This window comes from Streptomyces toxytricini, assembly GCF_014649915.1.
Classification (GTDB): domain Bacteria; phylum Actinomycetota; class Actinomycetes; order Streptomycetales; family Streptomycetaceae; genus Streptomyces; species Streptomyces toxytricini.
In genome coordinates this window covers 319-27,316 of record NZ_BMTY01000031.1, presented here as the reverse complement: position 1 = coordinate 27,316, position 26,998 = coordinate 319, and the positions used below count along the sequence as shown (strand labels likewise).

20 protein-coding genes and 1 tRNA gene are annotated in these 26,998 nt (G+C 74.6%); 19 read left to right on the top strand and 2 right to left on the bottom strand.

What is annotated here, in order from left to right:
• Nucleotides 1-4 precede the first annotated feature (4 nt).
• The 7 genes from IE170_RS30020 to IE170_RS29990 all read left to right on the top strand — a co-directional run bounded on the left by IE170_RS30020 (nucleotide 5) and on the right by IE170_RS29990 (nucleotide 8,892).
• A complete protein-coding gene (locus IE170_RS30020) occupies nucleotides 5-1,375 on the top strand; it encodes a nitrate/nitrite transporter (protein WP_189812629.1) in 1,371 nt (456 codons plus the stop codon).
• Nucleotides 1,376-1,499: 124 nt separating this feature from the next.
• Nucleotides 1,500-2,732, top strand: a complete 1,233-nt coding sequence (locus tag IE170_RS30015) for a uroporphyrinogen-III synthase (RefSeq protein ID WP_189812628.1) — start codon at nucleotides 1,500-1,502, stop codon at nucleotides 2,730-2,732.
• A gap of 59 nt (nucleotides 2,733-2,791) precedes the next feature.
• Complete coding sequence (locus tag IE170_RS30010; protein ID WP_189812627.1) at nucleotides 2,792-3,337, top strand: GNAT family N-acetyltransferase; 546 nt, start codon at nucleotides 2,792-2,794, stop codon at nucleotides 3,335-3,337.
• Between the two features lie 95 nt (nucleotides 3,338-3,432).
• Nucleotides 3,433-4,005, top strand: a complete 573-nt coding sequence (locus tag IE170_RS30005) for a CGNR zinc finger domain-containing protein (protein ID WP_189812626.1) — start codon at nucleotides 3,433-3,435, stop codon at nucleotides 4,003-4,005.
• 90 nt (nucleotides 4,006-4,095) lie between these two features.
• Complete coding sequence (locus tag IE170_RS30000) at nucleotides 4,096-6,432, top strand: HelD family protein (protein WP_189812625.1); 2,337 nt, start codon at nucleotides 4,096-4,098, stop codon at nucleotides 6,430-6,432.
• Nucleotides 6,433-6,869: 437 nt separating this feature from the next.
• Complete coding sequence (locus IE170_RS29995) at nucleotides 6,870-8,303, top strand: NAD-dependent malic enzyme (protein ID WP_189812624.1); 1,434 nt, start codon at nucleotides 6,870-6,872, stop codon at nucleotides 8,301-8,303.
• 307 nt (nucleotides 8,304-8,610) lie between these two features.
• A complete protein-coding gene (locus IE170_RS29990; RefSeq protein WP_007264399.1) occupies nucleotides 8,611-8,892 on the top strand; it encodes an HU family DNA-binding protein in 282 nt (93 codons plus the stop codon).
• 168 nt (nucleotides 8,893-9,060) lie between these two features.
• Here IE170_RS29990 and murA read toward each other — a convergent pair whose 3' ends face one another.
• Nucleotides 9,061-10,401, bottom strand: a complete 1,341-nt coding sequence (gene murA / locus IE170_RS29985) for a UDP-N-acetylglucosamine 1-carboxyvinyltransferase (protein ID WP_114057733.1) — start codon at nucleotides 10,399-10,401, stop codon at nucleotides 9,061-9,063.
• Nucleotides 10,402-10,719: 318 nt separating this feature from the next.
• Here murA and IE170_RS29980 point away from each other — a divergent pair, with 318 nt between their 5' ends.
• The 9 genes from IE170_RS29980 to mycP all read left to right on the top strand — a co-directional run bounded on the left by IE170_RS29980 (nucleotide 10,720) and on the right by mycP (nucleotide 23,456).
• Nucleotides 10,720-11,280 (top strand): YqgE/AlgH family protein, encoded by a 561-nt coding sequence (locus IE170_RS29980; RefSeq protein ID WP_189812623.1) that lies wholly within the window; start codon nucleotides 10,720-10,722, stop codon nucleotides 11,278-11,280.
• Between the two features lie 28 nt (nucleotides 11,281-11,308).
• Nucleotides 11,309-11,593 carry a DUF3039 domain-containing protein gene (locus tag IE170_RS29975; protein WP_189812622.1) on the top strand — a complete coding sequence of 95 codons (285 nt, stop codon included), beginning with the start codon at nucleotides 11,309-11,311 and terminating at the stop codon, nucleotides 11,591-11,593.
• Between the two features lie 734 nt (nucleotides 11,594-12,327).
• On the top strand, nucleotides 12,328-13,974 hold the full coding sequence (locus tag IE170_RS29970; protein ID WP_189812621.1) for a beta-N-acetylhexosaminidase: 1,647 nt from the start codon (nucleotides 12,328-12,330) through the stop codon (nucleotides 13,972-13,974).
• A gap of 418 nt (nucleotides 13,975-14,392) precedes the next feature.
• The gene (locus tag IE170_RS29965) at nucleotides 14,393-15,277 is read left to right on the top strand and encodes an FAD binding domain-containing protein (protein ID WP_189812620.1); all 885 of its coding nucleotides are present in this window, start codon (nucleotides 14,393-14,395) and stop codon (nucleotides 15,275-15,277) included.
• A 14-nt stretch (nucleotides 15,278-15,291) separates the two neighbouring features.
• Entirely contained in the window at nucleotides 15,292-17,727 is a 2,436-nt protein-coding gene (locus IE170_RS33025; protein ID WP_229885288.1) for a (2Fe-2S)-binding protein, read from the top strand.
• On the top strand, nucleotides 17,724-20,108 hold the full coding sequence (locus tag IE170_RS29955) for a xanthine dehydrogenase family protein molybdopterin-binding subunit (RefSeq protein WP_189812619.1): 2,385 nt from the start codon (nucleotides 17,724-17,726) through the stop codon (nucleotides 20,106-20,108). The genes IE170_RS33025 and IE170_RS29955 overlap by 4 nt, the downstream gene beginning before the upstream one ends.
• A 179-nt stretch (nucleotides 20,109-20,287) precedes the next feature.
• Entirely contained in the window at nucleotides 20,288-20,806 is a 519-nt protein-coding gene (locus tag IE170_RS29950; RefSeq protein ID WP_229885286.1) for a DUF2563 family protein, read from the top strand.
• Complete coding sequence (locus IE170_RS29945) at nucleotides 20,806-22,269, top strand: WXG100 family type VII secretion target (RefSeq protein WP_189812618.1); 1,464 nt, start codon at nucleotides 20,806-20,808, stop codon at nucleotides 22,267-22,269. Before IE170_RS29950 ends, IE170_RS29945 begins: the two co-directional genes overlap by 1 nt.
• 20 nt (nucleotides 22,270-22,289) lie before the next feature.
• Nucleotides 22,290-23,456 (top strand): type VII secretion-associated serine protease mycosin, encoded by a 1,167-nt coding sequence (gene mycP / locus IE170_RS29940; protein WP_223857056.1) that lies wholly within the window; start codon nucleotides 22,290-22,292, stop codon nucleotides 23,454-23,456.
• A gap of 72 nt (nucleotides 23,457-23,528) precedes the next feature.
• Here the strand turns inward: mycP and IE170_RS29935 are convergent.
• Nucleotides 23,529-23,600, bottom strand: a tRNA-Cys gene (locus IE170_RS29935).
• Between the two features lie 201 nt (nucleotides 23,601-23,801).
• Between IE170_RS29935 and IE170_RS29930 the strand changes: the two genes are divergently transcribed.
• Genes IE170_RS29930 through IE170_RS29920 form a run of 3 tightly spaced genes read left to right on the top strand, consistent with a single transcriptional unit; the run spans nucleotide 23,802 to nucleotide 25,955 of the window.
• Nucleotides 23,802-25,295, top strand: coding sequence for an MFS transporter (locus tag IE170_RS29930; protein ID WP_189812616.1), 1,494 nt, complete (start codon nucleotides 23,802-23,804; stop codon nucleotides 25,293-25,295).
• Between the two features lie 31 nt (nucleotides 25,296-25,326).
• Entirely contained in the window at nucleotides 25,327-25,527 is a 201-nt protein-coding gene (locus tag IE170_RS29925; RefSeq protein WP_189812615.1) for a hypothetical protein, read from the top strand.
• On the top strand, nucleotides 25,524-25,955 hold the full coding sequence (locus IE170_RS29920; protein WP_229885285.1) for a type II toxin-antitoxin system death-on-curing family toxin: 432 nt from the start codon (nucleotides 25,524-25,526) through the stop codon (nucleotides 25,953-25,955). Before IE170_RS29925 ends, IE170_RS29920 begins: the two co-directional genes overlap by 4 nt.
• The last annotated feature ends 1,043 nt before the right edge of the window (nucleotides 25,956-26,998 follow it).

Sequence of the window (26,998 nt, the reverse complement as noted above, 5' to 3'; positions counted from 1 at the left end):
CGTGATGACCCGTACGACCGCACCGCGCAGGGGAGGCCGCTGGATCGAGCGGTGGGACCCCGAGGACGAGGCGTTCTGGAAGGAGACCGGCGAACGGACCGCCCGGCGCAACCTGCTGTGGTCGGTCGTCAGCGAGCACATCGGCTTCTCCATCTGGTCCCTGTGGTCGGTGATGGTGCTGTTCATGGGGCCCGAGTACGGGATCGACCCCGCCGGGAAGTTCTTCCTGATCGCCACCGCCACCTGCGTCGGCGCCCTCGTCCGCATCCCGTACACCTTCGCCGTCGGCCGGTTCGGCGGCCGGAACTGGACCGTCGCCAGCGCCCTGCTGCTCCTCGCGCCGACCACGGCCGCGCTCGTCGTCATGGAGCCCGGGACCCCGTACGGCGTGTTCCTCGCCGTGGCCGCCCTGACCGGTGTCGGCGGCGGCAACTTCGCCTCCTCCATGACGAACATCAACGCCTTCTTCCCGCTGCGGAAGAAGGGCTGGGCGCTCGGCCTGAACGCCGGCGGCGGCAACATCGGCGTGCCCGTCGTGCAGCTCGCCGCGCTCCTCGTCATCGGGACCGCGGGCGCCGGCCACCCGCGGGTGCTCCTCGCCTGCTACCTGCCGCTGATCGTGCTGGCGGCCGTCCTCGCCCTGCTGCGGATGGACAACCTCGCGCCGCTCCGCAACGACGGCGGCGCGCTCCGCGAGGCCGCCCGCCAGCGCCACACCTGGCTGATGGCGCTCCTGTACGTCGGCAGCTTCGGCTCCTTCATCGGCTACAGCTTCGCCTTCGGGCTGGTGCTGCAGACGCAGTTCGGCCGGACCCCCCTCCAGGCCGCCTCGATCACCTTCGTCGGGCCGCTCCTCGGCTCGCTGGTCAGGCCCGTCGGCGGGGCGCTCGCCGACCGGTTCGGCGGGGCCCGCATCACCCTCGGCAGCTTCGTCGCGATGGCCGCCGCGACCGGCGTCGTCATCCACGCCTCGCTGCGGGAGTCGCTGCCGCTCTTCCTCGTCGGGTTCACCGCCCTGTTCGCCCTCAGCGGCGTCGGCAACGGCTCCACCTACAAGATGATCCCCGGCATCTTCCAGGCGCAGGCCCTGGCCCGCGGCATGTCCGGCGAGGCCGCCGCCGCGTACGGGCGCAGGCTCTCCGGCGCGGCCATGGGCCTGATCGGGGCGGTGGGCGCACTCGGCGGACTCGGCATCAACCTCGCCTTCCGCGAGGCGTTCCGCACCACCGGGTCCGGCACCGGGGCCTTCGCCGCCTTCCTCGCCTGCTACGCCGTGTGCTGCGCGGTCACGTGGGCGGTATACCTTCGCCGGCCCGCGGGACCGGCCCGCCCGGAGCCCGAGGTCGGGGCGGAGCCGCAGCTCACCTCCGTGTAACGGCGGTTAACGGCCCGGAAATACGGCGGAACCGGCCCTGACACGCAGAGTTGACAGGCTCGGTTCCGTCACGCGGCACCCGCGCCGCGCACGTGCTACAGAGCCACCGCCGAGGCAGGTCACCATGGACGACGACACGCACCCCGCCGCTCCCGCCCCCGCCGACGCTCCGGAGGGCCCCGCCGCCCAGGCCGGCCCCGCGCCCGCCGACGCGCCGCCCGCGGGGCCCGGAGCCGGGCCGGGGCCGCTCGCCGGGTTCACCGTCGGGGTCACCGCGGCCCGCCGCGCCGACGAGCTGATCGCCCTGCTGCGCCGCCGCGGGGCCGCCGTCCTGCACGCCCCCGCCCTGCGGATCGTCCCGCTCGCCGACGACAGCGAACTCCTCGCCGCCACCGAGCAGCTGCTGGACCGGGCCCCCGACGCCGTCGTCGCCACCACCGCGATCGGCTTCCGCGGCTGGATCGAAGCCGCGGACGGCTGGGGCATCGGCGAGGAGCTGCTGCGCCGGCTCCGGGCCGCCGAACTCCTCGCCCGCGGGCCCAAGGTCAAGGGCGCCATCCGGGCCGCCGGGCTCGTCGAGGCCTGGTCCCCGCAGTCCGAATCCCTCGCCGAGGTCCTCGACCGGCTCCTCGCCGCCGGCGTCGCCGGCCGCCGCATCGCGATCCAGCTGCACGGCGAACCCCTCCCCGGGTTCGTCGAGGCGCTGCGGGCCGGCGGCGCCGACGTCGTCGTCGTCCCCGTCTACCGCTGGATGGCCCCCGAGGACCCGGCGCCGCTGGACCGGCTGCTGGACGCGGTCGCCGCCGGCGGCGTCGACGCCGTCAGCTTCACCTCCGCCCCCGCCGCCGCCTCCCTGCTGGCCCGCGCCGAGGAGCGCGGCCTGTACGAGCAGGTGCTCGACGCCCTGCGCGGCCCCGTCCTGCCCGCCTGCGTCGGCCCCGTCACCGCCGTACCGCTCCAGGCCCGCGGCATCGACACCGTGCAGCCCGACCGGTACCGCCTCGGCCCCCTCGTGCAGCTGCTGTGCCGCGAACTGCCCGGCCGCGCCAAGACCCTGCCCGTAGCCGGCCACCGCCTGGAGATCCGCGGCCACGCCGCCCTCGTCGACGGCGGGCTGCGGCCCGTGCCCCCGGCCGGCATGGCCCTGCTGCGGGCCCTCGCCCGGCAGCCCGGCTGGGTCGTCGCCCGCGCCGAGCTGCTGCGCGCCCTGCCCGGGGCCGGCCGGGACGAGCACGCCGTCGAGACGGCCATGGCCCGCCTGCGCGGCGCCCTCGGCACCCCGAACCTCATCCAGACCGTCGTCAAACGCGGCTACCGGCTGGCCCTCGACGCCGGCGAGTGCACGCCGGCCGGCTGACCGCGCCGACCCGTGCCCGTCCCTTGGACACACCGGCCGGGTCCGGCTACCGTGCCCCGATGATCATCGACGGGGTGGGGATGCGGTACGCCGAGCCGGGCGACGCCGCCGCGCTGGCCGACGTACTCGCGCGCAACCGGGCGTACATGGCGCCGTTCGAGCCCTGGCGGTCCGAGGTGTTCTACACCGAGGCAGGCCAGCGCGCCCGCATCGAGGGACTCCTCGCCGAATGCCACGCGGGGCGCCTCCACCCGTACGTCATCACCGACGCCGCCACCGACGCGCCCATCGGCATGATCAACCTGGGGAACGTCTCCCTCGGCCCCTTCCGCAGCGGAGGCGTCGGCTACTGGCTCGACCAGGCGCACACCGGCCGCGGCGTCGCCACCGCGGCCCTGCACGAGGTCTGCCGGATCGCCCGCGACGACCTGCGCCTGCACCGGGTCGAGGCGTCGACCCTCGTCGACAACGCCGCCTCCCGGCGGGTCCTCGCCAAAGCGGGCTTCGACCGCATCGGCCTCGCCCCCGGCTACCTCCACATCAACGGCGCCTGGCGCGACCACGTCCTCTACCAGCGCCTCCTGAACGACGACCCGCCGCTGTAGACCGGCGGCGCCCCGCCGCCCGTACGGGGGGTTCCGCATCCACCGCGGGCGCGGCACTCTGAAGGCGCGTCCCTCGACACGAGGCGGTGACGGGCATGTGGTTCGACTCCGGGCGCGTGTGCCTGGACCTGGTGGCCACCTCCTCCGCCCCCGCGGGCGCCGAGGAGCTGTACGACGGCGACGAGCTGCGGCTGTGGCTCGCCGGAGCCGGGCTCGTGCCCGACCGGACGCCGCTCGCCCGGGTCGGCCCCGACTGGGTCGCGGCCTTCCGGGCGCTGCGCGCCGACGTGGCCTGCCTCGTGCGCGCCGCGCTCACCGGAGGCTCCCCCGACGGGGGCGCCCTGGCCCGGGTCAACGCGCTGGCCGCCGGCCCACCCCCGGGTCTGTGCGCCGTCCCGGACCGCGAGGGGCACCTCGTACGGGAGCTGTGCGGGGGCGTCGAGTGCGGGGCGCTGCTCGCCGCGGTCGCCCGCGACGCGGTGGAACTGCTGACGGACCCCGGTGACCGGGCCCTGCTGCGGTGCTGCTCCTCGGCCGGCTGCACCCGCATCTACCTGGACACTTCCCGCGGGCACCGGCGCCGCTGGTGCTCCAGCGAGCTGTGCGGGAACCGGGAGCGCGTCGCCCGCCACCGCCGCCGCACCACCGCTTCCCGCCCGGGGCGGTGATCTTCCCCCGGCGACCGGAACGGGCGTGCGGACAGGGTGCGGCTTCGCGTACGGTTGACGGTCGCCCATGCACGTCAGAAGGGGGCCTTGGTGGCCGCGCAGGATGCCGCTGTCGACAACACGGCGGATTCCGTCCGCGATCGGGAGATCGCGATCGAGCAGACGCACCTGGACCAGGTGTACCGGCGCCTCGAGGAGAAGATCGACGAGGCCGAGTTCCTCATGAACGACGCGGCCAAGCGGGGCCAGGTCGGCACGCCCGGCGCGCTCGCCGAGCGCGACGCCCAGGTCTTCCGGGCCGGGATCCACCTCAACCGGCTGAACAACGAGTTCGAGGACTTCCTCTTCGGCCGCATCGACCTGCTGCTCGGCAAGGACGGCGAGCGAGGCCCCGACGGCGCCTACACCTCCGTCGAGCCGGCCGACGACGCGATCCGCGACGACCTCACCGCCGACATCGCAGAGACCCTGCACATCGGCCGCATCGGCGTCCTCGACGCCGACTACTCGCCGCTGGTCATCGACTGGCGGGCGCCGGCCGCGGCCCCGTTCTACCGGTCCACGCCCAAGGAGCCGGGCCGGGTCGTCCGCCGCCGCGTCATCCGGTCCAAGGGGCGCCGCGTCCTCGGCGTCGAGGACGACCTGATGCGCCCCGAGGTCACCGCCTTCCTCGACGGGCGCGAGCTGCCCGCGATCGGCGACGGCGCGCTGATGGCCGCGCTCGGACGGGCCCGCACCCACTCCATGCGCGACATCGTCTCCTCCATCCAGGCGGAGCAGGACCTCGTCATCCGCGCGCCCGCCGCGTCCGTCGCCGAGGTCGCGGGCGGCCCCGGCACCGGCAAGACCGCCGTCGCCCTGCACCGCGCCGCCTACCTGCTCTACCAGGACCGGCGCCGCTACTCCGGCGGCATCCTGATCGTCTCGCCGACCCCGCTGCTCGTCGCGTACACCGAAGGGGTCCTGCCCTCCCTCGGCGAGGAGGGCCAGGTCGCCATCCGCGCCTTGGGCTCGCTCGTCGACGGCGCCGAGGCGACCGCGTACGACGAGCACGCCGTGGCCCGCGTCAAGGGCTCCTCCCGGATGCTCAAGGTGCTCCGCAAGGCCGTCCGCGGCGCGCTCGAACTCGGCGGCGCCCCCGACCGGCTGCGCGTCGTCGCCTTCTCCCGCCGCGTCGAGCTGGAGGCGGAGGAGCTCGACCGGATCCGGCAGAACGCCCTCGGCGGCACCGCCCCCGTCAACCTGCTGCGTCCGCGCGCCCGCAAGCTGCTGCTGGACGCCCTGTACGCGAAGACGGGCGCGGCCGGCCGGCACGGCGACCCGGAGCTGGCCGCCGAGCTGCGGCAGGCCTTCGACGAGGACGTCTCCACCGAGGACGCCTTCATCGACTTCCTGAACGCCTGGTGGCCCGAGCTCACGCCGCGCGCCGTGCTCGCCGCGATGGCCGACGAGCGGCGCCTGGGCCGCTGGGCGCGCCGCGTCCTCGCTCCGCGCGAGGTCCGCCGCCTGGCCCGGTCGCTGCGGCGGGTCGGACCGGCCGGGCAGGGCCCGCTGTCCGTGCACGACGTGGCGCTGCTGGACGAGCTGCAGCAGCTGCTCGGCGCCCCGGCGCGGCCGAAGCGGAAGCGTGAGGCGGACCCGCTGGACCAGCTCACCGGCCTGCAGGAGCTGATGCCGGTGCGCGAGGAGAGCCAGTGGGAGCGGGCGGAGCGGATCGCCGCCGAGCGCACCGAGTACGCGCACGTCATCGTGGACGAGGCGCAGGACCTGACGCCGATGCAGTGGCGGATGGTGGGCCGGCGCGGGCGGCACGGCACCTGGACGGTGGTCGGCGACCCGGCGCAGTCCTCCTGGATCGACCCGGAGGAGGCGGCCGCGGCCCGCGACGAGGCGCTGGGCACCCGGCCGCGCCGCCGGTTCACCCTGACGGTGAACTACCGCAATCCGGCCGAGGTCGCCGAGATCGCGGCCCGCGTGCTGAAGCTGGCCATGCCGGGGATGGAGCCGCCGTCCGCGGTGCGCTCGACGGGGCTGCGGCCGCGGTTCACCGTCGCCGGGGACGACCTGGGGGCGGCGGTGCGGGAGGAGACCCGGCGGCTGCTGGAGCAGGTGGACGGCACGGTCGGCGTGGTCGTCTCCATGGAGCGGCGCGAGGAGGCGGCGGGCTGGCTCGCCGACCTCGGCGGGCGGGCGGTGGCGCTGGGCAGCCTGGAGGCCAAGGGCCTGGAGTACGACGCGACGGTGGTGGTCTCCCCGGCGGAGATCGCCGGCGGCAACAGCCGCGAGGAGGTCGAGGCGGGAGAGTTCCCGGCGGGCCTGCGCGTGCTGTACGTGGCGCTCACCCGGGCGACGCAGCAGCTGACGGTGGTCTCCACCGAGCGCGACGCCCCGGACGCGTCGGGCCTGCCCTCGCTGCTGCGCCCGTAGGGGGCGGCCGGCCCGCCGGGCTGCGGCTCCACGGGCGTAGGCCACACGCGTGGCGGCGCGAGCGGGACTCGACCGGAGGGGGACCGCCCCGGCGGATCCTTTGTTAGCCTGGGTACGACACCGGCTCGATCCAAGCCCCCGGGCCCAACCTTCGTCGCTTCGAGCGACCACTTGCCGCGAGGCGAGCATGGCGGGTCGGTGTCGCAGCTTCCGGGCCCGCGCCCCTCACCACGAGGGGCGCGGGCCCTTTTTCGCGTCCGGGACGGGTTCCGCGACCTCCACTTATCTCGTATGGTGGAAGAGTTCTTCCGAATTTCGTAGCTGGTTACCGGCTACCGGTCGGTAGGTGGGACGATCGGACAACAGGCCCCGCCGCGCCCAAATGCAGCGGGCCCGTCCACAGACGTAAAAACAGGGACAGAAGAGGAAACACGGCCATGGCAACGGCGCCCAGCGTCTCGTACTCGATGACGGTCCGCCTGGAGGTGCCCGCGAGCGGAACCGCGGTCTCCCAGCTCACCACGGCCGTGGAGTCGTCCGGCGGGTCGGTCACCGGCCTCGACGTCACCGCGTCCGGCCACGAGAAGCTCCGCATCGACGTCACCATCGCCGCGACCTCCACCGCCCACGCCGACGAGATCGTCGACAAGCTGCGCGGCATCGAGGGCGTCAGCCTCGGCAAGGTCTCCGACCGCACCTTCCTGATGCACCTCGGCGGCAAGATCGAGATGGCGTCCAAGCACCCCATCCGCAACCGCGACGACCTGTCGATGATCTACACCCCCGGCGTGGCCCGCGTCTGCATGGCGATCGCCGAGAACCCCGAGGACGCCCGCCGCCTCACCATCAAGCGCAACTCCGTCGCAGTCGTGACGGACGGCTCCGCCGTGCTCGGCCTCGGCAACATCGGCCCGAAGGCCGCCCTGCCGGTCATGGAGGGCAAGGCCGCCCTCTTCAAGCGGTTCGCCGGCATCGACGCCTGGCCGATCTGCCTGGACACCCAGGACACCGACGAGATCGTCTCCATCGTCAAGGCGATCGCCCCCGGCTTCGCCGGCATCAACCTGGAGGACATCTCCGCGCCGCGCTGCTTCGAGATCGAGGCCCGCCTGCGCGAGGCCCTCGACATCCCCGTCTTCCACGACGACCAGCACGGCACCGCGATCGTCGTCCTCGCCGCCCTCACCAACGCACTGCGCGTCGTGGGCAAGGCAGTTGGGGACGTGAAGGTCGTCATGTCGGGCGCCGGCGCAGCCGGTACGGCCATCCTGAAGCTGCTCCTGGCCGCCGGCGTGAAGAACGTCGTCAGCGCCGACATCCACGGCGTCGTGCACGCGGGCCGCCCCGACCTGGTCGACGCCGCCGAGGACTCGCCGCTGTGCTGGATCGCCGCGAACACCAACCCCGAGGGCTACACGGGCACGTTGAAGGAGGCCGTCGTCGGAGCCGACGTGTTCATCGGCGTCTCCGCCCCCAACGTGCTGAACGGGGAGGACGTCGCCGCGATGGCCGACGGCGCGATCGTGTTCGCGCTCGCGAACCCCGACCCGGAAGTCGACCCGGCGGTCGCCCGCCAGACGGCCGCCGTCGTCGCCACCGGCCGCTCCGACTTCCCGAACCAGATCAACAACGTGCTGGTCTTCCCCGGCGTCTTCCGCGGCCTGCTGGACGCCCAGTCCCGCACCGTGAACACCGACATGATGCTCGCCGCCGCGACCGCCCTCGCCGACGTCGTCGGCGAGGACGAGCTGAACGCGAACTACATCATCCCGTCCGTCTTCAACGACAAGGTCGCGGGCGCGGTCGCCGGCGCCGTCCGCAAGGCCGCCCAGGCCGCGGCCGCCGCTGTGACGACGCCCACGTCCGCCTGAGGCGCGTCCCGGCGCGTCGCGGGATGCGGGCCGGGCGGGCCCCCTCTAGTGTTGCGGGGATGCCCACGAGGACCGGGACGCGCAATCCCCACCAGTGCGGACGGAGCGTCACCGGGGCGTGACTGTGGCGCTTTTCGTGTGACCCTGGCGGGTGCCGGATTGGCGTTCCCGCCGCTGGTGGGGGCAGGATGCGTAACCGGGCGCGAGGGTCTGACGTTCAGACCCGGGTCCGGGCACTGTCCGAGGGCCCTGGCAGCATCGGCTTCGATCTCACGCCTCCAAGGCAAGTTGAACACGGGAGTACAACATGAACCGCAGTGAGCTGGTGGCCGCTCTGTCCGAGCGCGCCGAGGTGACCCGCAAGGACGCCGACGCCGTTCTGGCCGCGCTCGCCGAGACCGTCGGCGAGATCGTCGCCAAGGGCGACGAGAAGGTCACCATCCCCGGCTTCCTGACCTTCGAGCGCACCCACCGTGCCGCTCGCACCGCGCGCAACCCGCAGACCGGCGACCCGATCCAGATCCCGGCCGGCTACAGCGTGAAGGTCTCCGCGGGCTCCAAGCTCAAGGAAGCCGCCAAGGGCAAGTAAGTCCGCCCTTGTGCCGAGGGCCGCACAGGCGCTCGGGACGGCAGTGGTACGGAAACGCCGAAGGGCGGCCACCCCGCGGGGTGGCCGCCCTTCGGCCTGTCTGCTGCCCGGTCCGGCGCTGCTGCCCGGGTCCGGGCCGCCAGGGCCCCCGCAGGGGCCCTGGCCGCCTCAGACGAGGTCGCCGCCGGGGAGCTCGACCTTCGCGCCGAGCTCGACGAGCTTCTCCATGAAGTTCTCGTAGCCGCGGTTGATCAGGTCGATGCCGTGCACCCGGGAGGTGCCCTCGGCCGCCAGCGCCGCGATCAGGTACGAGAACCCGCCGCGCAGGTCGGGGATGACGAGGTCGGCGCCCTGCAGCCGGGTCGGGCCGGAGACGACCGCCGAGTGCAGGAAGTTGCGCTGGCCGAAGCGGCACGCGGAGCCGCCCAGGCACTCGCGGTACAGCTGGATGTGCGCGCCCATCTGGTTCAGCGCCGAGGTGAAGCCGAGCCGGGACTCGTACACCGTCTCGTGGACGATGGACAGGCCCGCGGCCTGCGTCAGCGCCACGACGAGCGGCTGCTGCCAGTCGGTCTGGAAGCCGGGGTGCACGTCCGTCTCCAGCGCGATGGCGTTCAGCGGGCCGCCGGGGTGCCAGAAGCGGATGCCCTCGTCGTCGATCTCGAAGGCGCCGCCCACCTTGCGGTAGGTGTTCAGGAAGGTCATCATCGAGCGCTGCTGGGCGCCGCGCACGTAGATGTTGCCGCCGGTCGCCAGGGCCGCGGAGGCCCACGAGGCGGCCTCCAGGCGGTCCGGGAGCGCCTTGTGGTTGTAGCCGCCGAGGCGGTCCACGCCGGTGATCCGGATGGTCCGGTCGGTGTCCATCGAGATGATGGCGCCCATCTTCTGCAGGACGCAGATCAGGTCCTCGATCTCGGGCTCCACCGCGGCGTTGCTGAGCTCGGTGACGCCCTCGGCCAGCACGGCCGTCAGCAGCACCTGCTCGGTCGAGCCGACGGACGGGTACGGCAGGCGGATCTTGCAGCCGCGCAGGCGCTGCGGGGCTTCCAGGTACTGGCCGCCCTCGCGCTTCTCGATCGTCGCGCCGAACTGGCGGAGCACGTCGAAGTGGAAGTCGATCGGCCGGCCGCCGATGTCACAGCCGCCCAGGCCGGGGATGAAGGCGTGGCCGAGGCGGTGCAGCAGCGGGCCGCAGAAGAGGATCGGGATGCGGGACGATCCCGCGTGGGCGTCGATGTCGGCGACGTTCGCGCTCTCGACGTGCGTCGGGTCGAGCACCAGCTCGCCCGGCTCCTCGCCGGGGCGCACGGTCACGCCGTGCAGCTGGAGCAGCCCGCGCACCACCCGCACGTCGCGGATGTCGGGAACGTTGCGGAGCCGGCTGGGTTCGCTGCCGAGCAGAGCGGCGACCATGGCCTTCGGCACGAGGTTCTTCGCACCGCGGACACGGATCTCGCCCTCCAGCGGGGTACCGCCGTGGACAAGCAGGACATCGTCTGTGCCGGTCATGAATCTCGCGTTCCGGAGGGGGTCCACCCGGCGGGGCCGGGGGAGACGGGCAGGGGCCAGGGAAAAGGGTAAGGGGCGCGGGGGGCCTGTTCGTAAGGCCGACGCGGCCGTGGGACTGTCATGAATTGGCCACAACACCCACCGTGTCCACCCCATGGCGGAGTGTTGCATTCCGCCGGGTCGGCGCGCCGCGGCACCGGTGTGCGCCCGGCGGAACCGGAACACGCGCTCGGCGCTGCCGCCGTGCGCCCGCCCCGACCGCGATCCGATGCCCGCGCCCGCTCCCCCCGGAAGGCGAATGTGCGGGATCATGTCGGCATGACCGAGGTGTCCTCCCTCACGGGGCGGCTGCTCGTGGCCACCCCCGCGCTCGCGGATCCGAACTTCGACCGCGCGGTCGTCCTGCTGCTCGACCACGACGAGCAGGGCTCGCTCGGCGTCGTCCTCAACCGCCCCACCCCAGTCGGCGTCGGCGACGTCCTGCTGCCGTGGGCGGAGCTGGCCGGCGACCCCGGCGTCGTCTTCCAGGGCGGCCCCGTCGGCCTGGACTCGGCACTCGGCATCGCCGTCATCCCCGGCGAGGAGGGCCCCCTGGGCTGGCGCCGCGTGCACGGGGCGATCGGCCTCGTCGACCTGGAGACCCCGCCGGAGCTCCTCGCCGCCGCGCTCGGCTCGCTGCGGATCTTCGCCGGCTACTCGGGCTGGGGCCCGGGCCAGCTGGAGGCCGAGCTCGGCGAGGGCGCCTGGTACGTGGTCGACTCCGAGCCCGGCGACGTCTCCTTCCCCGACCCCGAGCGGCTCTGGCGGGCGGTGCTGCGGCGGCAGCGCAGCGAGCTCGCCATGGTCGCCACGTACGCCGACGACCCGTCGCTCAACTGAGCCGGGCCCGGATCGGTACCCTGGCTGCATGAGCACTCTTGAGCCCGATCGCGGGACTGGTACGGGAACCCTCGTAGAGCCGACGCCGCAGGTGTCCCACGGCGACGGCGACCACGAGCGCTTCGCCCACTACGTCCAGAAGGACAAGATCATGGCGAGCGCCCTCGACGGGACTCCCGTCGTGGCGCTCTGCGGCAAGGTGTGGGTGCCGGGCCGCGACCCGAAGAAGTACCCGGTCTGCCCCATGTGCAAGGAGATCTACGACTCCATGGGCCCCGGCGGCGACAAGGGCAAGGGCGACAAGGACAAGTAGCCGGCCCGTCCGCGCGGCGGCGCGGACGCCCCCGGCGCGCGGGCCCGCCGGGTGGGCAGGGCCGCCCGCCGCCCGTTCGGACCTGCCCCGCCCCGCGGGGCCGAGGCCCCCGAGGTGCGCTCGCGCGCACCGCGGGGGCCTTCGCCGTACCGGCGGCCGGCGGCCGGGACGTGCCGCCGGGCGCGGCGGCCCCGGCCGTTGCCCCGTACGGCGGAGGCGCGGGCGCGGGACCACCGGGGGGTGCGTGCCGCGGGCCTGGGGGGCCGCGGGGCCGATACCGGTGGCGTGTGCGCGGGCCTGAAGCGCCACGGGGCCCGTACCGGTGGCGTGTGCGCGGGCCTGAAGCGCCGCGGGGCCTGTCCCGGGCGTGCGGGTGCGGGCCGGGAAGCGCCGCGGGGCCCGTACCGGGGGTGCGTGCGCGGGCCGGAGGGGTCGCGGCGCCCGTCCCGGGAGTGGGGGTGCGGGCCGGGCAGCCCGTGGTGCCGTATCGGGGGTCCGTTCGGGCGCCGGAAGCGCCGCGCAACCCGTATGGGGCGTGCGGGTGCGGGCCGGGAAGCGCCGTGGGGCCCCGTATCGGCGGTGCGGGCGCGGGGCCGGAGGTGTCGCGGGGCCGGGCCGGGAGGGCCGCGGCCCGGTGACCTTTCGCGGCCGTCGCACTAGGGTCGGCCGCTACGAGCGCCCCGGGGACCCGCCTGCCCCGCCGGGCGCAACGCGCCGCTGCGAAGGGCCGCCGCATGGACCTGATCCCCGCACCCCGCACGCACTCCTTCCGCCCGGACGCGCCGCCCTGCCCCCTCGGGCCGAGGCCGTGGCTCGACGCCGGCCCCGGCACCGCCGGGACGGCGCGCTGGCTGCGCCGGGAGCTGGGCGCCGCCACCGGCTGGGACCTGCCTCCGCCGGACCCCGCCGACGGCGGCGCCGGCATCCGGCTGCGCCTCGACCCCGGCCTCGCCGTCCGCCTCGGCCCCGAGGGGTACGCCCTCACCGCCGGCGACGCCGGCGCCGACCTCGCCGGGGCCTCGCCCGCCGGGCTGTTCTGGGCCGCGCAGACCCTGCGGCAGCTCCTCGGCCCCCACGCCCACCGCCGCTCCGCGCCCCTCGGCCGCGGCCGCAGCTGGATCCTGCCGCGCGGCACCGTCGAGGACGGCCCCCGCTTCGCGTGGCGCGGCATGATGCTGGACGTGGCCCGGCACTTCACGCCGAAGGAGGGCGTACTGCGCCACCTGGACCTGCTCGCCGCGCACAAGCTCAACGTGCTGCACCTGCACCTGACGGACGACCAGGGCTGGCGCATCGAGATCACCCGCCACCCGCGGCTGACGGAGGTCGGCGCCTGGCGGCCGCGCAGCCGCCGGGGCCACCGGGCCTCGCCGCTGTGGGACGAGACCCCGCACGGCGGCTTCTACACGCAGGACGACATCCGCGAGATCGTCGCCTACGCGGCCGAGCGGCACGTCACGGTCGTCCCGGAGATCGACCTGCCGGGCCACTCCCAGGCGGCCATCGCCGCCTATCCGGAACTCGGCAACGCCGACGTCGTCGACACGGCCGCGCTGGGCGTGTGGGACGACTGGGGCGTCAGCGAGAACGTGCTCGCGCCCACCGAGGCCGTCCTGCGGTTCTACGAGGGCGTGTTCGAGGAGGTCCTGGAACTCTTCCCGGCCGAGGTGTCGCCGTTCGTCCACGTGGGCGGCGACGAGTGCCCCAAGAACCAGTGGCGGGCTTCCCCGACGGCCCGGCGGCGGATCCGCGAACTCGGCGTGGACGGCGAGGACGGCCTCCAGGCCTGGTTCGTCCGGCACTTCGACCGCTGGCTCGCCGAGCGCGGCCGGCGGCTCATCGGCTGGGACGAGATCCTGGAGGGCGGGCTCGCCCCGGGAGCCGCCGTGTCGTCGTGGCGCGGCTACGCGGGCGGGATCGCCGCCGCCCGAGCCGGCCACGACGTGGTGATGTGCCCCGAGCAGCACGTGTACCTGGACCACCGTCAGGCGCCCGGCCCCGACGAACCGGTGCCGATCGGGTACGTGCGGACCCTGGAGGACGTGTACCGGTTCGAGCCGGTTCCTGCCGGGCTGTCGGGGGAGGCGGCGGCGCGCGTCCTCGGGGCGCAGGCCAACGTGTGGACCGAGGTGATGGAGGACCAGAGCCGGGTCGACTACCAGGTGTTCCCGCGGCTCGCGGCGTTCGCCGAGGTCGTGTGGTCGCCGCTGCCGGGCCCGGCCGAGCGGGACTACGGCGGCTTCGAGGAGCGGATGGCCGTGCACCGGCGGCGGTTGGACGCGATGGGCGTCCGACACCGGCCGCCCGGCGGCCCGTTGCCGTGGCAGCGGCGCCCCGGCGTACTGGGACGGCCGCTCGACGGGGAACCCCCGAACGTGTGAGGGGGGTGGCCCGGGGCGCCGTACGGGGTGCAGCGGGCGGCCCGCGCCGGGGGTGTGCGCGGCACCCCGGGCGCGCGTGCCGGCCGCCGCGGATCCGGGCGGTCACGGGAGGGTCGGGACTCTCGTGATCTGGGGGACGTGTGGGGAACCGCAGGGGATTCCGGGGCGTCCTACCACCTTGGGCGCTGTCGGGAACTTTCGTTGCTTGACGGTGAATTCGCCTTTTCCTCAGGTCTTCGGTCCCTATCGGGTGATACAGGGGAAAACGGACGGCTCGGGGTCGAGGGGGCACCCGGCCGACCCTCGCGCCGGGCGGGGCGGATGATGTGCCAGAGTTGCCACGTCCCGGCGGTGAGCACGTACCGTACGGCGGACAGGCGTGAGCGCCGGGACCGGGACATCGGGAAGGGGCAGCGGGTTGACCACGCACGCACCGCACACACCTCAGGCGGCGCAGTCCGTGATGCTGCCGGCCTCGCTCGACGAGGCCGTGGCGGCTCTCGCCGCCATGCCCGCCGCCGTGCCGGTCGCCGGGGGCACCGACCTCATGGCCGCCGTCAATGCGGGACTGCTCAGGCCGGCCGGCCTGGTGAGCCTCGGCCGGATCAACGAGATCCGCGGCTGGCAGTACCAGGAGGACGGCCACGCCCTCCTCGGCGCCGGCCTCACCCACGCCCGCATGGGCCGCCCCGACTTCGCCGCGCTGATGCCCGCGCTGGCCGCGGCCGCGCGCGCCGCCGGGCCGCCGCAGATCCGCAACGCCGGCACCCTCGGCGGCAACATCGCCGGCGCCGCGCCGACGGGCGACACGCTGCCCGTGCTGGCCGCGCTGGAGGCCGCCCTCGTCGTCGTCGGCCCGGACGGCAGCCGGGAGATCCCGGTCTCGTACCTGCTGGCCGGGCGCGAGATGCTGCGGCCCGGCGAGTTGATCGGCTTCGTCCGCGTGCCGCTGCTGCACGCCCCGCAGGTGTTCCTGAAGGCGACCGGGCGTACGGGCCCGGGGCGCGCCGTGGCGTCCGTGGGTCTCGTACTGGACCCCGCGCGCCGGGGCGTGCGCATCGCGGTCGGCGCGGTCGCCCCGATGCCGCTGCGGCCGCTGGACGCCGAGCAGTGGGTGGCGTCGCTGATCGACTGGGACGGGGAGCGGCAGCTGGCCCCCGAGGCGCTGGAGGCCTTCGGCGACTACGTCGCCGCCGCCTGCGTCCCCGACCAGGGGGAACCGGTCGCCCCCGGCGTACTTCACCTGCGGCGGACGGTGGCCGTGCTGGCACGGAGGGCCCTGGGGAGGGCGCTGACCTCATGAGTGGGAACGAGAACGTGAGCGGAACGACGGGCGACCCGGGCGCGGCCGGGCCCGGCTGGGGCTGGGAGCCGGTGCCGCAGGGCGGCGAGTACGACTCGGACGCCACGGCCTTCGTGAGCCTGCCCCCGGACATGCTGGAGGGCCTCGGCTCCGGGGAGCCGCTGGCCGCGCCCGGACACGGCTACGTGCCCCCGCCGATGATCGTCCCGCTGGGCACCGGCACCGCCGACCCGGCGGCGACGGGCACCTGGTCGATGCCGGTGCAGTGGCCGGACGCCGACGCGGACCCGGCCGCGGGCGGCCCGGGCGGCGGGACTCCCGTCGGCGCGCCGATCCCGGCGTCGGTCCCGATCCCGGCGTCGGTCGCCGCGGCGTTCGCGGACGCCGGCGCGGGCCACGCCCCCGCCGAGGCGGAGGCGGACGGCGCGGAGGGCGAGGACCCGTCCGCGACCGCGGAGTGGCACTTCCCCGACGCGGTGCGCGCCGCCGAGCCGGTCACGACCGGCCAGTGGACCCTGCCCGAACTGCACGACGGGACCGGCGAGTTCCACACCGGCGGGCTCGACACCGACTTCCGCGGCGCCCCGGCGACCCTGCCGGGCGGCGCCCCCGCCCCGTGGGCGGCCCAGCCCCACCACGAGGCGGCCGCGCCCGCGGACGCCCCGCTCAGCTCGGGCGTCCTGCCGGACGACCGGGCCGACGGCTCCGGCAGCGGACGCCGCCGGCTCGGCGGACCCGGAGTCGGCGGCCCCGCCGGCGCCCCGCGCGTCCTCGGCGGCCCCGGCGTCGGCACCCACCCCGAGGGCGAGCCCCACGGGGCGGGCCACGCGGCGGCGCAGGCGGGCGGCCCCACCGACACCCCCGCGGCCGGCATCGCCATGCCGCACGCGGCCGCGTACGCACCCGGCCACGACGGCGGCCACGCACACCCCTACGGCCCCGACCTGCCCGGCCACCCGCATGCGCCCCAGGAGCCCCACCACACGCCCGCGCACGGCGTGCCGTACGGCCACGGCGAGGCGCCGCAGCAGGACGGGACGGGGCAGTACGAGGGGCTCGGGCAGTACGAGGGCCACGGGCAGTACGACGGCCACGACGGCTACCCCGGGCACGAGGTGCACGCCCCTCACGACGGCGGCCACGCCCCGCACGACGGGCGCGACGGCCACGACGCGCACGCCCCGTACGACGTGCACGCCCCGCAGGACGTGCACGACGGCCACGGGCAGTACGACGGCCACGCCCCGCAGGGCGGCCCCGCGTCTCACGGCGGCCACGGCCGCGGCGAGGCGCACGCCGGGGAGCACTCCGCCGCGCAGTACGCCTCCGCGGGCGCTCCCGCCGGGCACGCCGGGCAGGACGGCCACGGCCACGGCCGCCCCGAAGCAGCCGCGGCGCAGCCCGCCCCGGCCCCCGCCCCCGAGCCGGAGCCGGGCCCGGCGCCCGAGCCCGAGCCGGGTCCGGCGCCCGCGCCGGAGCGGGAGCCGGAGACGGCCGCCGCTGCCGCGGTGCCGCCGGCCGCGCCCGACCCGGACGCGCACGCCGCAGCCGCCGCCGGGCAGGAGCCGGGCCCGCAGGCCGCCGCGGAATCCGGGCCGGCGGCGCAAGACCACGGCTTCGCCGGAGCCGCCCACGACCCGGCGGCGGATCCCGCCGGCACGGACGGCCGCGGGTTCGCCGCAGCCGCCGCGGCCGAAGCGGGCAGTGAGCCCGTGCCGGGTGCGGACACCGCCGACCCTGCCGCGGCACCGCCGGGTGCGGACACCGGGGAAGGGATCCCGGGCGGGGAGGCCCCGTACGCGGAGGAAGCGGCTCCGGCCGTCGCCCACCACGAGCACCCGCTGTCCTCGTACGTGCTGCGGGTCAACGGCGCCGACCGGCCCGTCACCGGCGCCTGGATCGGCGAGTCCCTGCTGTACGTCCTGCGCGAGCGCCTCGGCCTCGCCGGCGCCAAGGACGGCTGCTCCCAGGGCGAGTGCGGGGCCTGCGCCGTGCAGGTCGACGGCCGGCTCGTCGCGTCCTGCCTGGTCCCGGCCGCGACGGCCGCCGGGAGCGAGGTCCGCACCGTCGAGGGGCTCGCCGCGGGCGGGGAACTCTCCGACGTACAGCAGGCGTTGTGCCGTTCGGGTGCGGTGCAGTGCGGATTCTGCGTGCCCGGCATGGCCATGACCATCCATGACCTGCTGGAGGGCAACCACGCCCCCAGCGACCTGGAGACCCGCCAGGCGCTGTGCGGGAACCTGTGCCGCTGCTCCGGCTACAAGGGCGTCCTGGAGGCGGTCCGCGAGGTCGTCGCCGAGCGGGGGGCGGCGGCGGAGGCCGAGGCGGCCGCCGCGCAGGCACAGGGACAGGTGCAGGGGCAGGCGTACGCCGCCGGGCCCGGGGATCCGTACATCCCGCACCAGGCCCAGCCGGGCGAGGGCGGCATCCACAACGGAGGCATGGCGTGAGCGGGCAGGACGCGGCCACGGCGACGTCGACGACGACCGTGACGTTCACCACGACCACCGCGGCGGGCGGCGCCGCCGGCACCCCCGGAGCCGCACCCGGCCCGGGCGCCGAGCAGGCCGCCCCGGCGGTGCCGCGCGGCATCGGCGCGTCCGTGCCCGCCGCCGACGCGCGCGCCAAGACCGAGGGCACCTTCCCCTACGCCGCCGACCTGTGGGCCGAGGGCCTCCTGTGGGCGGCCGTGCTGCGCTCCCCGCACGCCCACGCCCGCATCCTGTCCGTCGACACCTCCGCCGCCGAGCGGATGCCCGGAGTCCGCGCCGTCGTCACCCACGCCGACGTCCCCGGCGCCACCACCCACGGGCGGCGCATCGCCGACCGGCCCGTCTTCGCCCACGACGTCGTACGCCACCACGGCGAGCCCATCGCCGCCGTCGCCGCCGACCACCCCGACACGGCCCGCCTCGCTGCCGCCGCGATCACCGTCGAGTACGAGCTCCTCGAAGCGGTCACCGACCCCGAGCAGGCGTTCGCCGCGCCGCCGCTCCACCCCGACGGCAACCTGATCCGGCACATCCCGCTCCGCTACGGCGACCCGGAGGCCACCGGCGAGGTCGTCGTCGAAGGCCTCTACCGCATCGGCCGCCAGGACCCCGCGCCCATCGGCGCCGAGGCCGGGCTTGCCGTGCCGCGCCCCGACGGCGGCGTCGAGATCTACACCGCCTCCACCGACCCCCACCTCGACCGCGACCTCGCCGCCGCCTGCTTCGGCCTCGAACCCGACCGCGTCCGCATCGTCGTCACCGGCGTGCCCGGCGCGACCGCCGACCGCGAGGACGCCGCCTTCCAGCTCCCGCTCGGCCTGCTCGCCCTGCGGACCGGTTGCCCCGTCAAACTCGCCGCCACCCGCGAGGAGTCCTTCCTCGGCCACACCCACCGCCACCCCACGCTGCTGCGCTACCGCCACCACGCCGACGCGGAGGGCCGCCTCGTCAAGGTCGAGGCGCAGATCCTCATGGACGCCGGCGCCTACGCCGACTCCTCCGCCGAATCGCTCGCCGCAGCCGTGGCGTTCGCCTGCGGCCCGTACGTCGTCCCGCACGCCTTCGTCGAAGGCTGGGCCGTACGCACCAACAACCCGCCGTCGGGCCACGTCCGCGGCGAAGGCGCCATGCAGGTGTGCGCCGCGTACGAGGGCCAGATGGACAAGCTCGCCGCCGCCCTCGGCATGGACGGCGCCGAGCTGCGGCTGCGCAACGTCCTCGCCACCGGCGACCTGCTGCCCACCGGGCAGACCGTCACCTGCCCGGCGCCGGTCGCCGAACTGCTGCGCGCCGTACGGGACTCCGAGCTGCCGCCCCTGCCGAAGGACACGCCGGAGGAGGAGTGGCTGCTGCCCGGCGGGCCGGAGGGCGCGGGCGAGCCGGGCGCGGTGCGGCGCGGCGTCGGGTACGGCGTCGGCATGGTGCACATGCTCGGCGCGGAAGGAACCGACGAGGTCTCGACGGCGACGGTGAAGGTCGTCGACGGCGCGGCCACCGTGATCTGCGCGGCCGTCGACACCGGCCAGGGCTTCGCGACCCTGGCCCGGCAGATCGTCCAGGAGGTCCTCGGCGTGGAGGAGGTGGCGACGGCCCCCGTCGACACCGACCAGCCGCCGGCCGGCCCCGCCGCGCACGGCCGCCACACGTGGGTGTCGGGCGGCGCGGTGGAGCGGGCCGCGAAGATGGTCCGCACCCAGCTGCTCCAGCCGATGGCCCACAAGCTCGGCATGTCCACAGAGCTCCTCCAGGTCAAGGACGGCCGGATCACGTCGTACGACGGCGCGTTCTCGACGACGGTCGCGGAGGCGATGGCCGGCAAGGAACTGTGGGCGACGGCCCAGTGCCGCCCCCACCCCACGGAGCCGCTGGACGGCGACGGGCAGGGCGACGCGTTCGTCGGCCTCGCCTTCTGCGCGATCCGCGCGGTCGTGGACGTCGACATCGAGCTGGGCACGGTGCGGGTGGTGGAGCTGGCGGTCGCGCAGGACGTCGGCTGCGTCCTCAACCCCCGCCAGCTGGAGGCCCGTATCGAGGCGGGCGTCACGCAGGGCGTGGGCGCGGCCCTGACGGAGAACCTCCGCTCGGTCGGCGGCCTGGTCCGCCACCCCGACCTGACGGGCTATGCCCTGCCGACGTCGCTGGACGCGCCGACGGTGCGGATCGTCAAGCTGGTGGAGGAGCGGGACGTGGTCGCCCCGTTCGGCGCGAAGGCGGCGAGCGCGGTACCGGTGGTGACGACCCCGGCAGCCGTGGCGTCGGCGGTCCGCGCAGCCACGGGCCGACCGGTCAACCGCCTGCCGATCCGCCCGTCGGCGGCGGTCGCGGCGGCCAACTCCTGACCGTGTGACCCGCATTGCACGTGCAACCCGAGGTTGGGGCTGTCGCCGCCGGTCGCTAGAGTGATCGGCAAGCCCTGTGACACGCCTGCGCGAACGGCAGCTCACAGGAGCGAACGGGGTTGGAGAAGCGGCGGCAACGCCGCCCTCCCACGGGGAACGGGTTAAACGGGGAGGCCTTCGTGGCAGAGGAATCGGTGTTCAGCGTCTTTGGGCCCGAGATGGCGAAGAGCCAAGCGGCGGCCATCCGGGCGCAGGCCAAGGCCCTTGCGGTCGACTACGAGACGATCAGCGGCTACAAGAAGGTCGTCGACGACCTCCTGACGAAGCTCGGCAACTCGGAAGCGTCCGACAAGAAACTGGCCCACACGACCCTCCCCGAGGGCACCTTGGGGACGGGGTTCGCTGAGGCGACGGATCTGTTCAAGGCGTACGAGAAGGTGCAGACCGAGCTGCGCAACCTCTCGAAGGGTCTGGCCAACCAGATCGAAGGAATGGGCATTGCTATCCAGACCGGGGGTAAGGGATTCGAAGAGGTCGACGAAGACACGCGGGCGCGAATGCAAGCCATCGTCAAGCAGACGAAGGAAAACTACGTGCGCGACCGTGACCCGCGGGCTCGCGAGGAGAAGCAGGCCCAGGATGCAGCCAGGCCGCAGGGTGCGGAAGACAACGGCAGCACGGCTGGAGGTAACATCTGATGGCCACGAACTTCGAAGGCTTCACGCATCAGCAGTTGCTCGCGATGGTCAAGTCTCTGAACCCTGACATCGTCAAGACGCGTAGCACCCAACTGACCAATGCTGCAAAGACGATTGAGCAGATCGGTGAAGCGCTCAAGAAGTATCGGGTGCAGGGGTGGGAGGGCGAGGCTGCCCGCGCCTTCGACGACTGGGCCAGCCAGGCTGGCAGTGCGACGCTCCGCCTGAGCAAGTTCAGCGCGGTAGCCGGAGAGTGGATGCAACACGCCGCTCAGACCATGATCGAGGTCCGGGACAACATTCCGGACTACCCGGCTGAGGCGGCCAAGAATCTCGAGGTTTCCAGAAAGTTCCGCAACGACCCGGACGCGCAGCAGCTGGGCCGGGAAGCCCACGCCAAGCTCACCGGTGAGCACCAGAAGGCAATCGATGCCCTAGCGAAACTGGCCGGATCGTACGAACAATCGAAGACCCAGATCGGTAAGGTCGAGATCCCCACCTTCCCGCCGCCGCCTGGTCCGTTCCAGCCAGCTGAAGGCACTCACGGATCGACATACATCGAGCGTCCCAGTGGGGGAACGGGCGATGGTGGTTACAGCGGCGGTTACGCTCCCTCCGCATCGTCGCGAGGCGGCGGATCGTACGGCGATTCGGGGCCGGTGTCTGGTCGGCTGCCGGATGCCACGCTGCCTCCCGTGACCGGACCTTCCCCTGTCCTCCCCGACCGGGATGTCGGCACCGACCTGGACAGCGTCGCCGTGCTGCCGGACAAGACGCTGCCGCCGGTCACCAGCATGCCGCCGGCCCCGGGTCCCGGGCCGGTCGCGCCGGGGCCCGTCGTGCCAATGCCGCCGGTGGCGCCCCTTCCGCCAGGCACCGGTCCGACGCTCGGCGGCGGTACGTTCAACAAGGTCCCGCCCGTGGCGGGCCCGCCCGGCGGCGGCAAGCTCGGTATACCGCCCGTGATGCCGCGTGACACAGGCATCATCGGCGGCCGCCAGGTGCCCAGCACGACGGGTCCCACCGCGGGGCTCCCCCGTGGCCTCGTGGTCGGCTCCGAGGGGGCGCACCCCGGCGCCCGTCCGCCCGTCGGCCCGGGGATGCACCCCGGCATGGGTGGAGCGCACCCGAGCGGTCCTGGCGGCACTCCTGTCGGCCGCCGACTCGCCATGGAGCCGGGCGGCGTGATCGGCGGCGCCCGCCAGCCGGGCGCCATGCCGCCCGGCGTTGTCGGCCGCGCCGTCCCGACGACCGGGCAGCCGTTCACGCACGGAGGCTCCGGCCTCGTGCGGAACACGCCCGCGGGTGAGTCGGGCCGCGGTGCGATGGGACACGCCGGTGCGGGTGCCCACGCGCCGGGCAATCGGAACGAGCGCCAGGGTGGCGAGCGCCCCGACTACCTGGCCGAGGACGAAGAGACCTGGCGGAGCAACGACCGTGTCGTTCCGCGAGTGATCGACTGACAGAACGGACGTTGCACGAGATGCGCATGCGCAAGGCGACCTCGGTCCTGGTGGGCCTCCTGCTGGCCGGGGTCGCCGCGACCCCGGCTCACGCGAAAACCATCCGCGAGCAGCAGTGGCATCTCGACGCCATGAAGGCGGACGACATCTGGAAGGTCAGCACCGGCAAGGGAGTCACGGTTGCCGTCATCGACAGTGGCGTCGCGAAGATCCCGGAGCTCGATGGGAGACTCGTTCCGGGTCGGGACTTCGCGCCGGACAGCATTGCTGGAGACGAGCACACTGACTACGACAGCCATGGAACTTCCATGGCTTCCATCATTGCCGGCAACGGCAAGGGCCCAGGTGGCGTAGAGAGTGCGTTCGGCTTGGCGCCGGACGCCAAAATCATGCCGCTCAGGGTCAACCTGAAGGGTAATGGGTTTTCTAACGACACGTCACTGGTTGAAGCGATCCGACACGCCGCTGATTCAGAAGCGAAGGTTCTGAATCTTTCAATCATCGGATGGCGGGATAGCGAGAGCTTGCGGGAAGCGGTGAAGTACGCCGTGTCGAAGAACAAGCTCATCTTCGCCGGTGTCGGAAACGACGGCGACACTGCTGTGCAGTATCCCGCCGGAATTCCCGGTGTTGTCGGTGTGGGCGCGGTGGGACCCGATGGCGTGGCAACCAAGGAGTCGGTGCGCAACGCATCCGTCGACATGTCGGCTCCCGGCGTGGACATCATCAGCGCATGCACCGGGAAGTCGGGACTGTGCAATAGCCACGGCACGAGCGACGCAACGGCCCTCTCCTCCGCCTCGGCCGCGCTGCTGTGGTCCGCGCATCCCGAATGGACGAACAACCAGGTACTGCGGGTGCTGCTGAACACGGCCGGTAAGCCGACCGATGGTGTGCAGCGCAACGACTACATCGGTTACGGCGTCGTGCGGCCCAAGGTGGCTCTGCCAGCGCCCGGGGACCCCGGGCCCGCCGACGTGTTCCCGCTGCCCGACCTGGCCGCGGCCGACGCGAAGAACTCGCCTGCACCGTCGACCACGGCGAAGGCGCCCGAGTCCGCCGCACCGCAGGCCGAGGCGAAGTCCGACAGCGTCAGCGGTACGACGTGGATCGCGCTGGGGCTCGGTGCGTGTGTGCTGGTCGGCGGTGCGGTCACTGCGGTGGTCGTTCGCCGTCGGAACGGCTGATCGGGTCCGCGTGCGGCGGTAGTGCGGGGCCCGGGGCCGGCGGGGTTGCGCCTGGCCCCGGGGACCCGGGAGAAGCCGTGACCGGATTCGAACCGGTGTAACCCGCTTTGCAGGCGGGTCCCTGAACCACTCGGGCACACGGCCGTGATGTCGGGATGTGCTGACACCGGCGACCGTACGGGCGGGCCCGGCGCTCCCGGAAGGCCCCGGCGGGGGCTGCCATACGACTGTCACGCGCCGTTCGCACGCGCCCGCCCCGCCCCCCCCGGCGTAGGTCCACCGGACGAGCAGGGATCCGTCCTCCGGACAGGGGCGAAACCCCGCTTCGCGGCTTACGCTGGGGCGATGAGCGCCCTCGAACCCGGCCTGTCGCAGCCGCAGCCCACCGCCGTGATCCCGCCCCCGCCCGAGGGCGGGATCCTCTCGTCGGCGTACCGGACGCTCAGCATCGGCATGGTGTCCGTCATCTTCCTCATCGCCTTCGAGGCGACCGCCGTCGGTACCGCCATGCCGGTCGCCGCCCGCGACCTCGACGGGATCGGGCTCTACGCGTTCGCGTTCTCCGCCTACTTCACCACCAGCCTGTTCGGAATGGTCCTCGCCGGCCAGTGGTCCGACCGGCAGGGTCCGCTGCGCCCGCTCGGCCTCGGCATCGGGGCGTTCGCGGCCGGGCTGGTGCTGGCCGGGACGGCGGGCGCGATGTGGGTGTTCGTGCTGGGCCGGGCCGTGCAGGGCTTCGGCGGCGGGCTCGTCATCGTCGCCCTGTACGTGGTGGTGAGCCGGGCCTACGAGGAGCGGCTCCGGCCCGCGATCATGGCGGCGTTCGCCGCGAGCTGGGTCGTCCCGTCGATCGTGGGCCCGCTCGCCGCAGGGACGGTGACGGAGCACCTCGGCTGGCGGTGGGTGTTCCTCGGGATCCCCGTGCTGGTGGTCGTCCCGCTCGCCGTGGCGCTGCCGGCGATCCGGCGGAGCGCCTCGGGGCCCGTCGATCCGCAGGCGCCGCCCGCGGCGTTCGACCGGCGGCGGATCCGGCTGGCGCTCGCGATCTCGGTCGGGGCGGGGCTGCTCCAGTACGCCGCCCAGGACCTGCGGTGGCTGTCGCTGCTGCCGGGTGTGGCGGGGGCTGCGCTGCTGGTGCCGGCCGTGCTGGGGCTGCTGCCGCGAGGTACGTACCGGGCGCGGCGCGGACTGCCGTCGGTGGTGCTGCTGCGCGGGCTCGCGGCAGGCTCGTTCATCGCGGCGGAGAGCTTCGTTCCGCTGATGCTGGTCACGCAGCGGGGGCTGAGCCCGACGCTGGCCGGGTTCTCGCTGGCGCTGGGCGGTCTCACCTGGGCGGGCGGATCGTGGCTGCAGGCCCGCAGCTGGGCCGAGCCGCACCGGGAGCGGCTGATGGTGCTCGGCATGCTGCTGGTGGCGTCGGCGATCGCGGCCGTGCCGGCCGTGCTGGTGCCGTGGGTGCCGGTGTGGTCCCTGGCCGTGGCGTGGGGCGTGGGCTGCCTGGGGATGGGTCTGGTCCTCGGCTCGACGAGCGTGCTGCTGCTGAAGCTGTCGGCGCCGGAGGAGGCCGGGGCGAACTCGGCCGCCCTGCAGATTTCGGACGCCCTCGCGAACGTGGTGCTGCTGGCCGCGGGCGGTGCGGCGTTCGCCGCGCTGGGCGGCGGCTCGGTCGGTGCGGGCGCACACGCGGCCGGCGGTGCGGCGGCCGCGGGGGCCGCCGGGGCCTCGCATCCCGCCGCGTTCGTGGTCGTCTTCCTGCCGATGGCGGCCGTCGCCCTGGTCGGCGCCTGGGTCGCCACCCGCCTGCACGACCGTACCGACCGCGACCTGAAAACCGCCTGACCGGCAGGCCTCAGGTCGCTAGCCTCGCCGCATGGACGACCTGACCATCCGGCTCTCCGCCGCCGAGTACGCGCAGCTCGCCGACCTCGCCGACGCCACCGGCTCCACGCCCGAGGAGCACGCCCTCACCGCCGTACGGGAGCACCTGCACCGGGAGCGGCAGCGGGTCGGCGAAGCGGCGGCCCGGCTCGCCGAGCGGCACGCGCCGCTGCTGGTACGGCTCGGCGAGTGAGCGCGCCCCGCGCGGGGGAGGGCGTGCGCGGCACCCGCCACCTCACCGTCGCCGAGGTGCTCGACCTGGCCCGGCACGCCTGCCTGGCCCACGACCAGCCCGTCGCGCTGCGCAGCCCCCGGTTGCTGGAGTCGGCGGTGCACCGGCCGCGGGCCCGGATGTTCGCGACGCCGGCGTACGAGGACCCGTTCGAGCAGGCCGCCGCGCTGCTGCACGGCCTCGCGAAGAACCACCCGCTGGTCGACGGGAACAAGCGGACGGCCTGGCTCGCGGCGGCCGTCTTCCTCGCCGTGAACGGGATCGACCTCGCCGACGCCGACCAGGACGCCGCGTACGAACTCGTCGTGGACACGGCGAGCGGGACGGTCGGCGACGTCGCGGCGATCGCGGCACGGCTCCGGAAGCTGCGCCCGGTCCCGCCGGCGTGACCTTCCGGGCGGTACGTCGACGGCGACGCGGTACGCGGACGGTGACGCGGTATCCCGCCGAGGCGGGGCGGAGGTTTCCCGGGGCGGGATCGGAGGCGGGGTGGGGGCTTCCCGGCTGCCCATTGTCCTCCCGGGTCGGGCCGTCCCCTCAAGGGCGCTCCCTGCGGTCGCGTCGCTTCGCGATGGCCTACGGCCACCCTTGACCGGCCGACCCGCCCCGGGATGCCAAAGAGCTGCCGGGAAGCCCCCAGGAGGGGGAGCGGCCTGGAGGGACCTCCACCACCCACCCGCATCAAGGACCGCAAGCCCGCCGCCCGGCCGCCGCGGATCGCCACGTGGTCCCGGCGGGTGGCGTCCGCCCGCCGTCTGGGCGGCTGGGTGCCGCAGCCGATCGCTACGTGGTTTCGGGTGGGTGGCGTCCGCCTGCCGTCTGGGCGGCTGGGTGCCGCAGTCGATCGCTACGTGGTCCCGGCCATGTGGCGTCCGCCCGCTGTCCGGGCCCCGGGGCGCCGCGTTCGCTGCGTGCTTCCGCTACGTGGCGGCTCCCCGTCGTCTGGGCCCCGGGGCGCCGCGTTCGCTGCGTGCTTCCGCTGCGTGGCGGTTCCCCGCCGTCCGGGCGCCGGGGCGCCGCGGTTCGCTGCGTGCTTCCGGAGGCTGGCGGCCGCCCGTTTTTGCGGGGAGGCAGTTGCTCACCATGTGGGCGTGTCAGGCGCGGTGGTCGACCGGCCGCCGCTCGCCGTCGTCGAGTGCGCACGAAAAGACGGGCTACGCATCATTTCCTGCTTGCTTGCCACCTGTCTGCCCGCAGTCGCCGTCATGGGGTGCGCGGGTAAGGATCGCGCGTGTGCCCCAGCCGGCCTGCACCCGCACCGTCGTTGGGTGCGTACGTGGCGATCGAGGGCGCCCCCTTCCCAGCCCATCCACACCGCACTCGCCGTCGTCGGGTGCGTTCGTGGCGATCGATGGCGTCCCCAGCCCGCCTGCACCCGCAGTCGCCGTCGTCGGGTGTGCACGTAGCGATCGGGGGCGTCCCCAGCCCGCCT

Bases quoted from the DNA above. Each gene is read 5' to 3' on its own strand.
- IE170_RS30015 (WP_189812628.1), top strand. From the start codon at position 1,500: ATGGACGACGACACGCACCCCGCCGCTCCCGCCCCCGCCGACGCTCCG.
- IE170_RS29990 (WP_007264399.1), top strand. From the start codon at position 8,611: ATGAACCGCAGTGAGCTGGTGGCCGCTCTGTCCGAGCGCGCCGAGGTG.
- IE170_RS29930 (WP_189812616.1), top strand. From the start codon at position 23,802: ATGAGCGCCCTCGAACCCGGCCTGTCGCAGCCGCAGCCCACCGCCGTG.
- IE170_RS29975 (WP_189812622.1), top strand. From the start codon at position 11,309: ATGAGCACTCTTGAGCCCGATCGCGGGACTGGTACGGGAACCCTCGTA.
- IE170_RS30020 (WP_189812629.1), top strand. From the start codon at position 5: ATGACCCGTACGACCGCACCGCGCAGGGGAGGCCGCTGGATCGAGCGG.
- IE170_RS29925 (WP_189812615.1), top strand. From the start codon at position 25,327: ATGGACGACCTGACCATCCGGCTCTCCGCCGCCGAGTACGCGCAGCTC.
- IE170_RS30010 (WP_189812627.1), top strand. From the start codon at position 2,792: ATGATCATCGACGGGGTGGGGATGCGGTACGCCGAGCCGGGCGACGCC.
- IE170_RS29995 (WP_189812624.1), top strand. From the start codon at position 6,870: ATGGCAACGGCGCCCAGCGTCTCGTACTCGATGACGGTCCGCCTGGAG.
- mycP (WP_223857056.1), top strand. From the start codon at position 22,290: ATGCGCATGCGCAAGGCGACCTCGGTCCTGGTGGGCCTCCTGCTGGCC.
- IE170_RS30005 (WP_189812626.1), top strand. From the start codon at position 3,433: ATGTGGTTCGACTCCGGGCGCGTGTGCCTGGACCTGGTGGCCACCTCC.
- IE170_RS29945 (WP_189812618.1), top strand. From the start codon at position 20,806: ATGGCCACGAACTTCGAAGGCTTCACGCATCAGCAGTTGCTCGCGATG.
- murA (WP_114057733.1), bottom strand. From the start codon at position 10,401: ATGACCGGCACAGACGATGTCCTGCTTGTCCACGGCGGTACCCCGCTG.
- IE170_RS29980 (WP_189812623.1), top strand. From the start codon at position 10,720: ATGACCGAGGTGTCCTCCCTCACGGGGCGGCTGCTCGTGGCCACCCCC.
- IE170_RS29970 (WP_189812621.1), top strand. From the start codon at position 12,328: ATGGACCTGATCCCCGCACCCCGCACGCACTCCTTCCGCCCGGACGCG.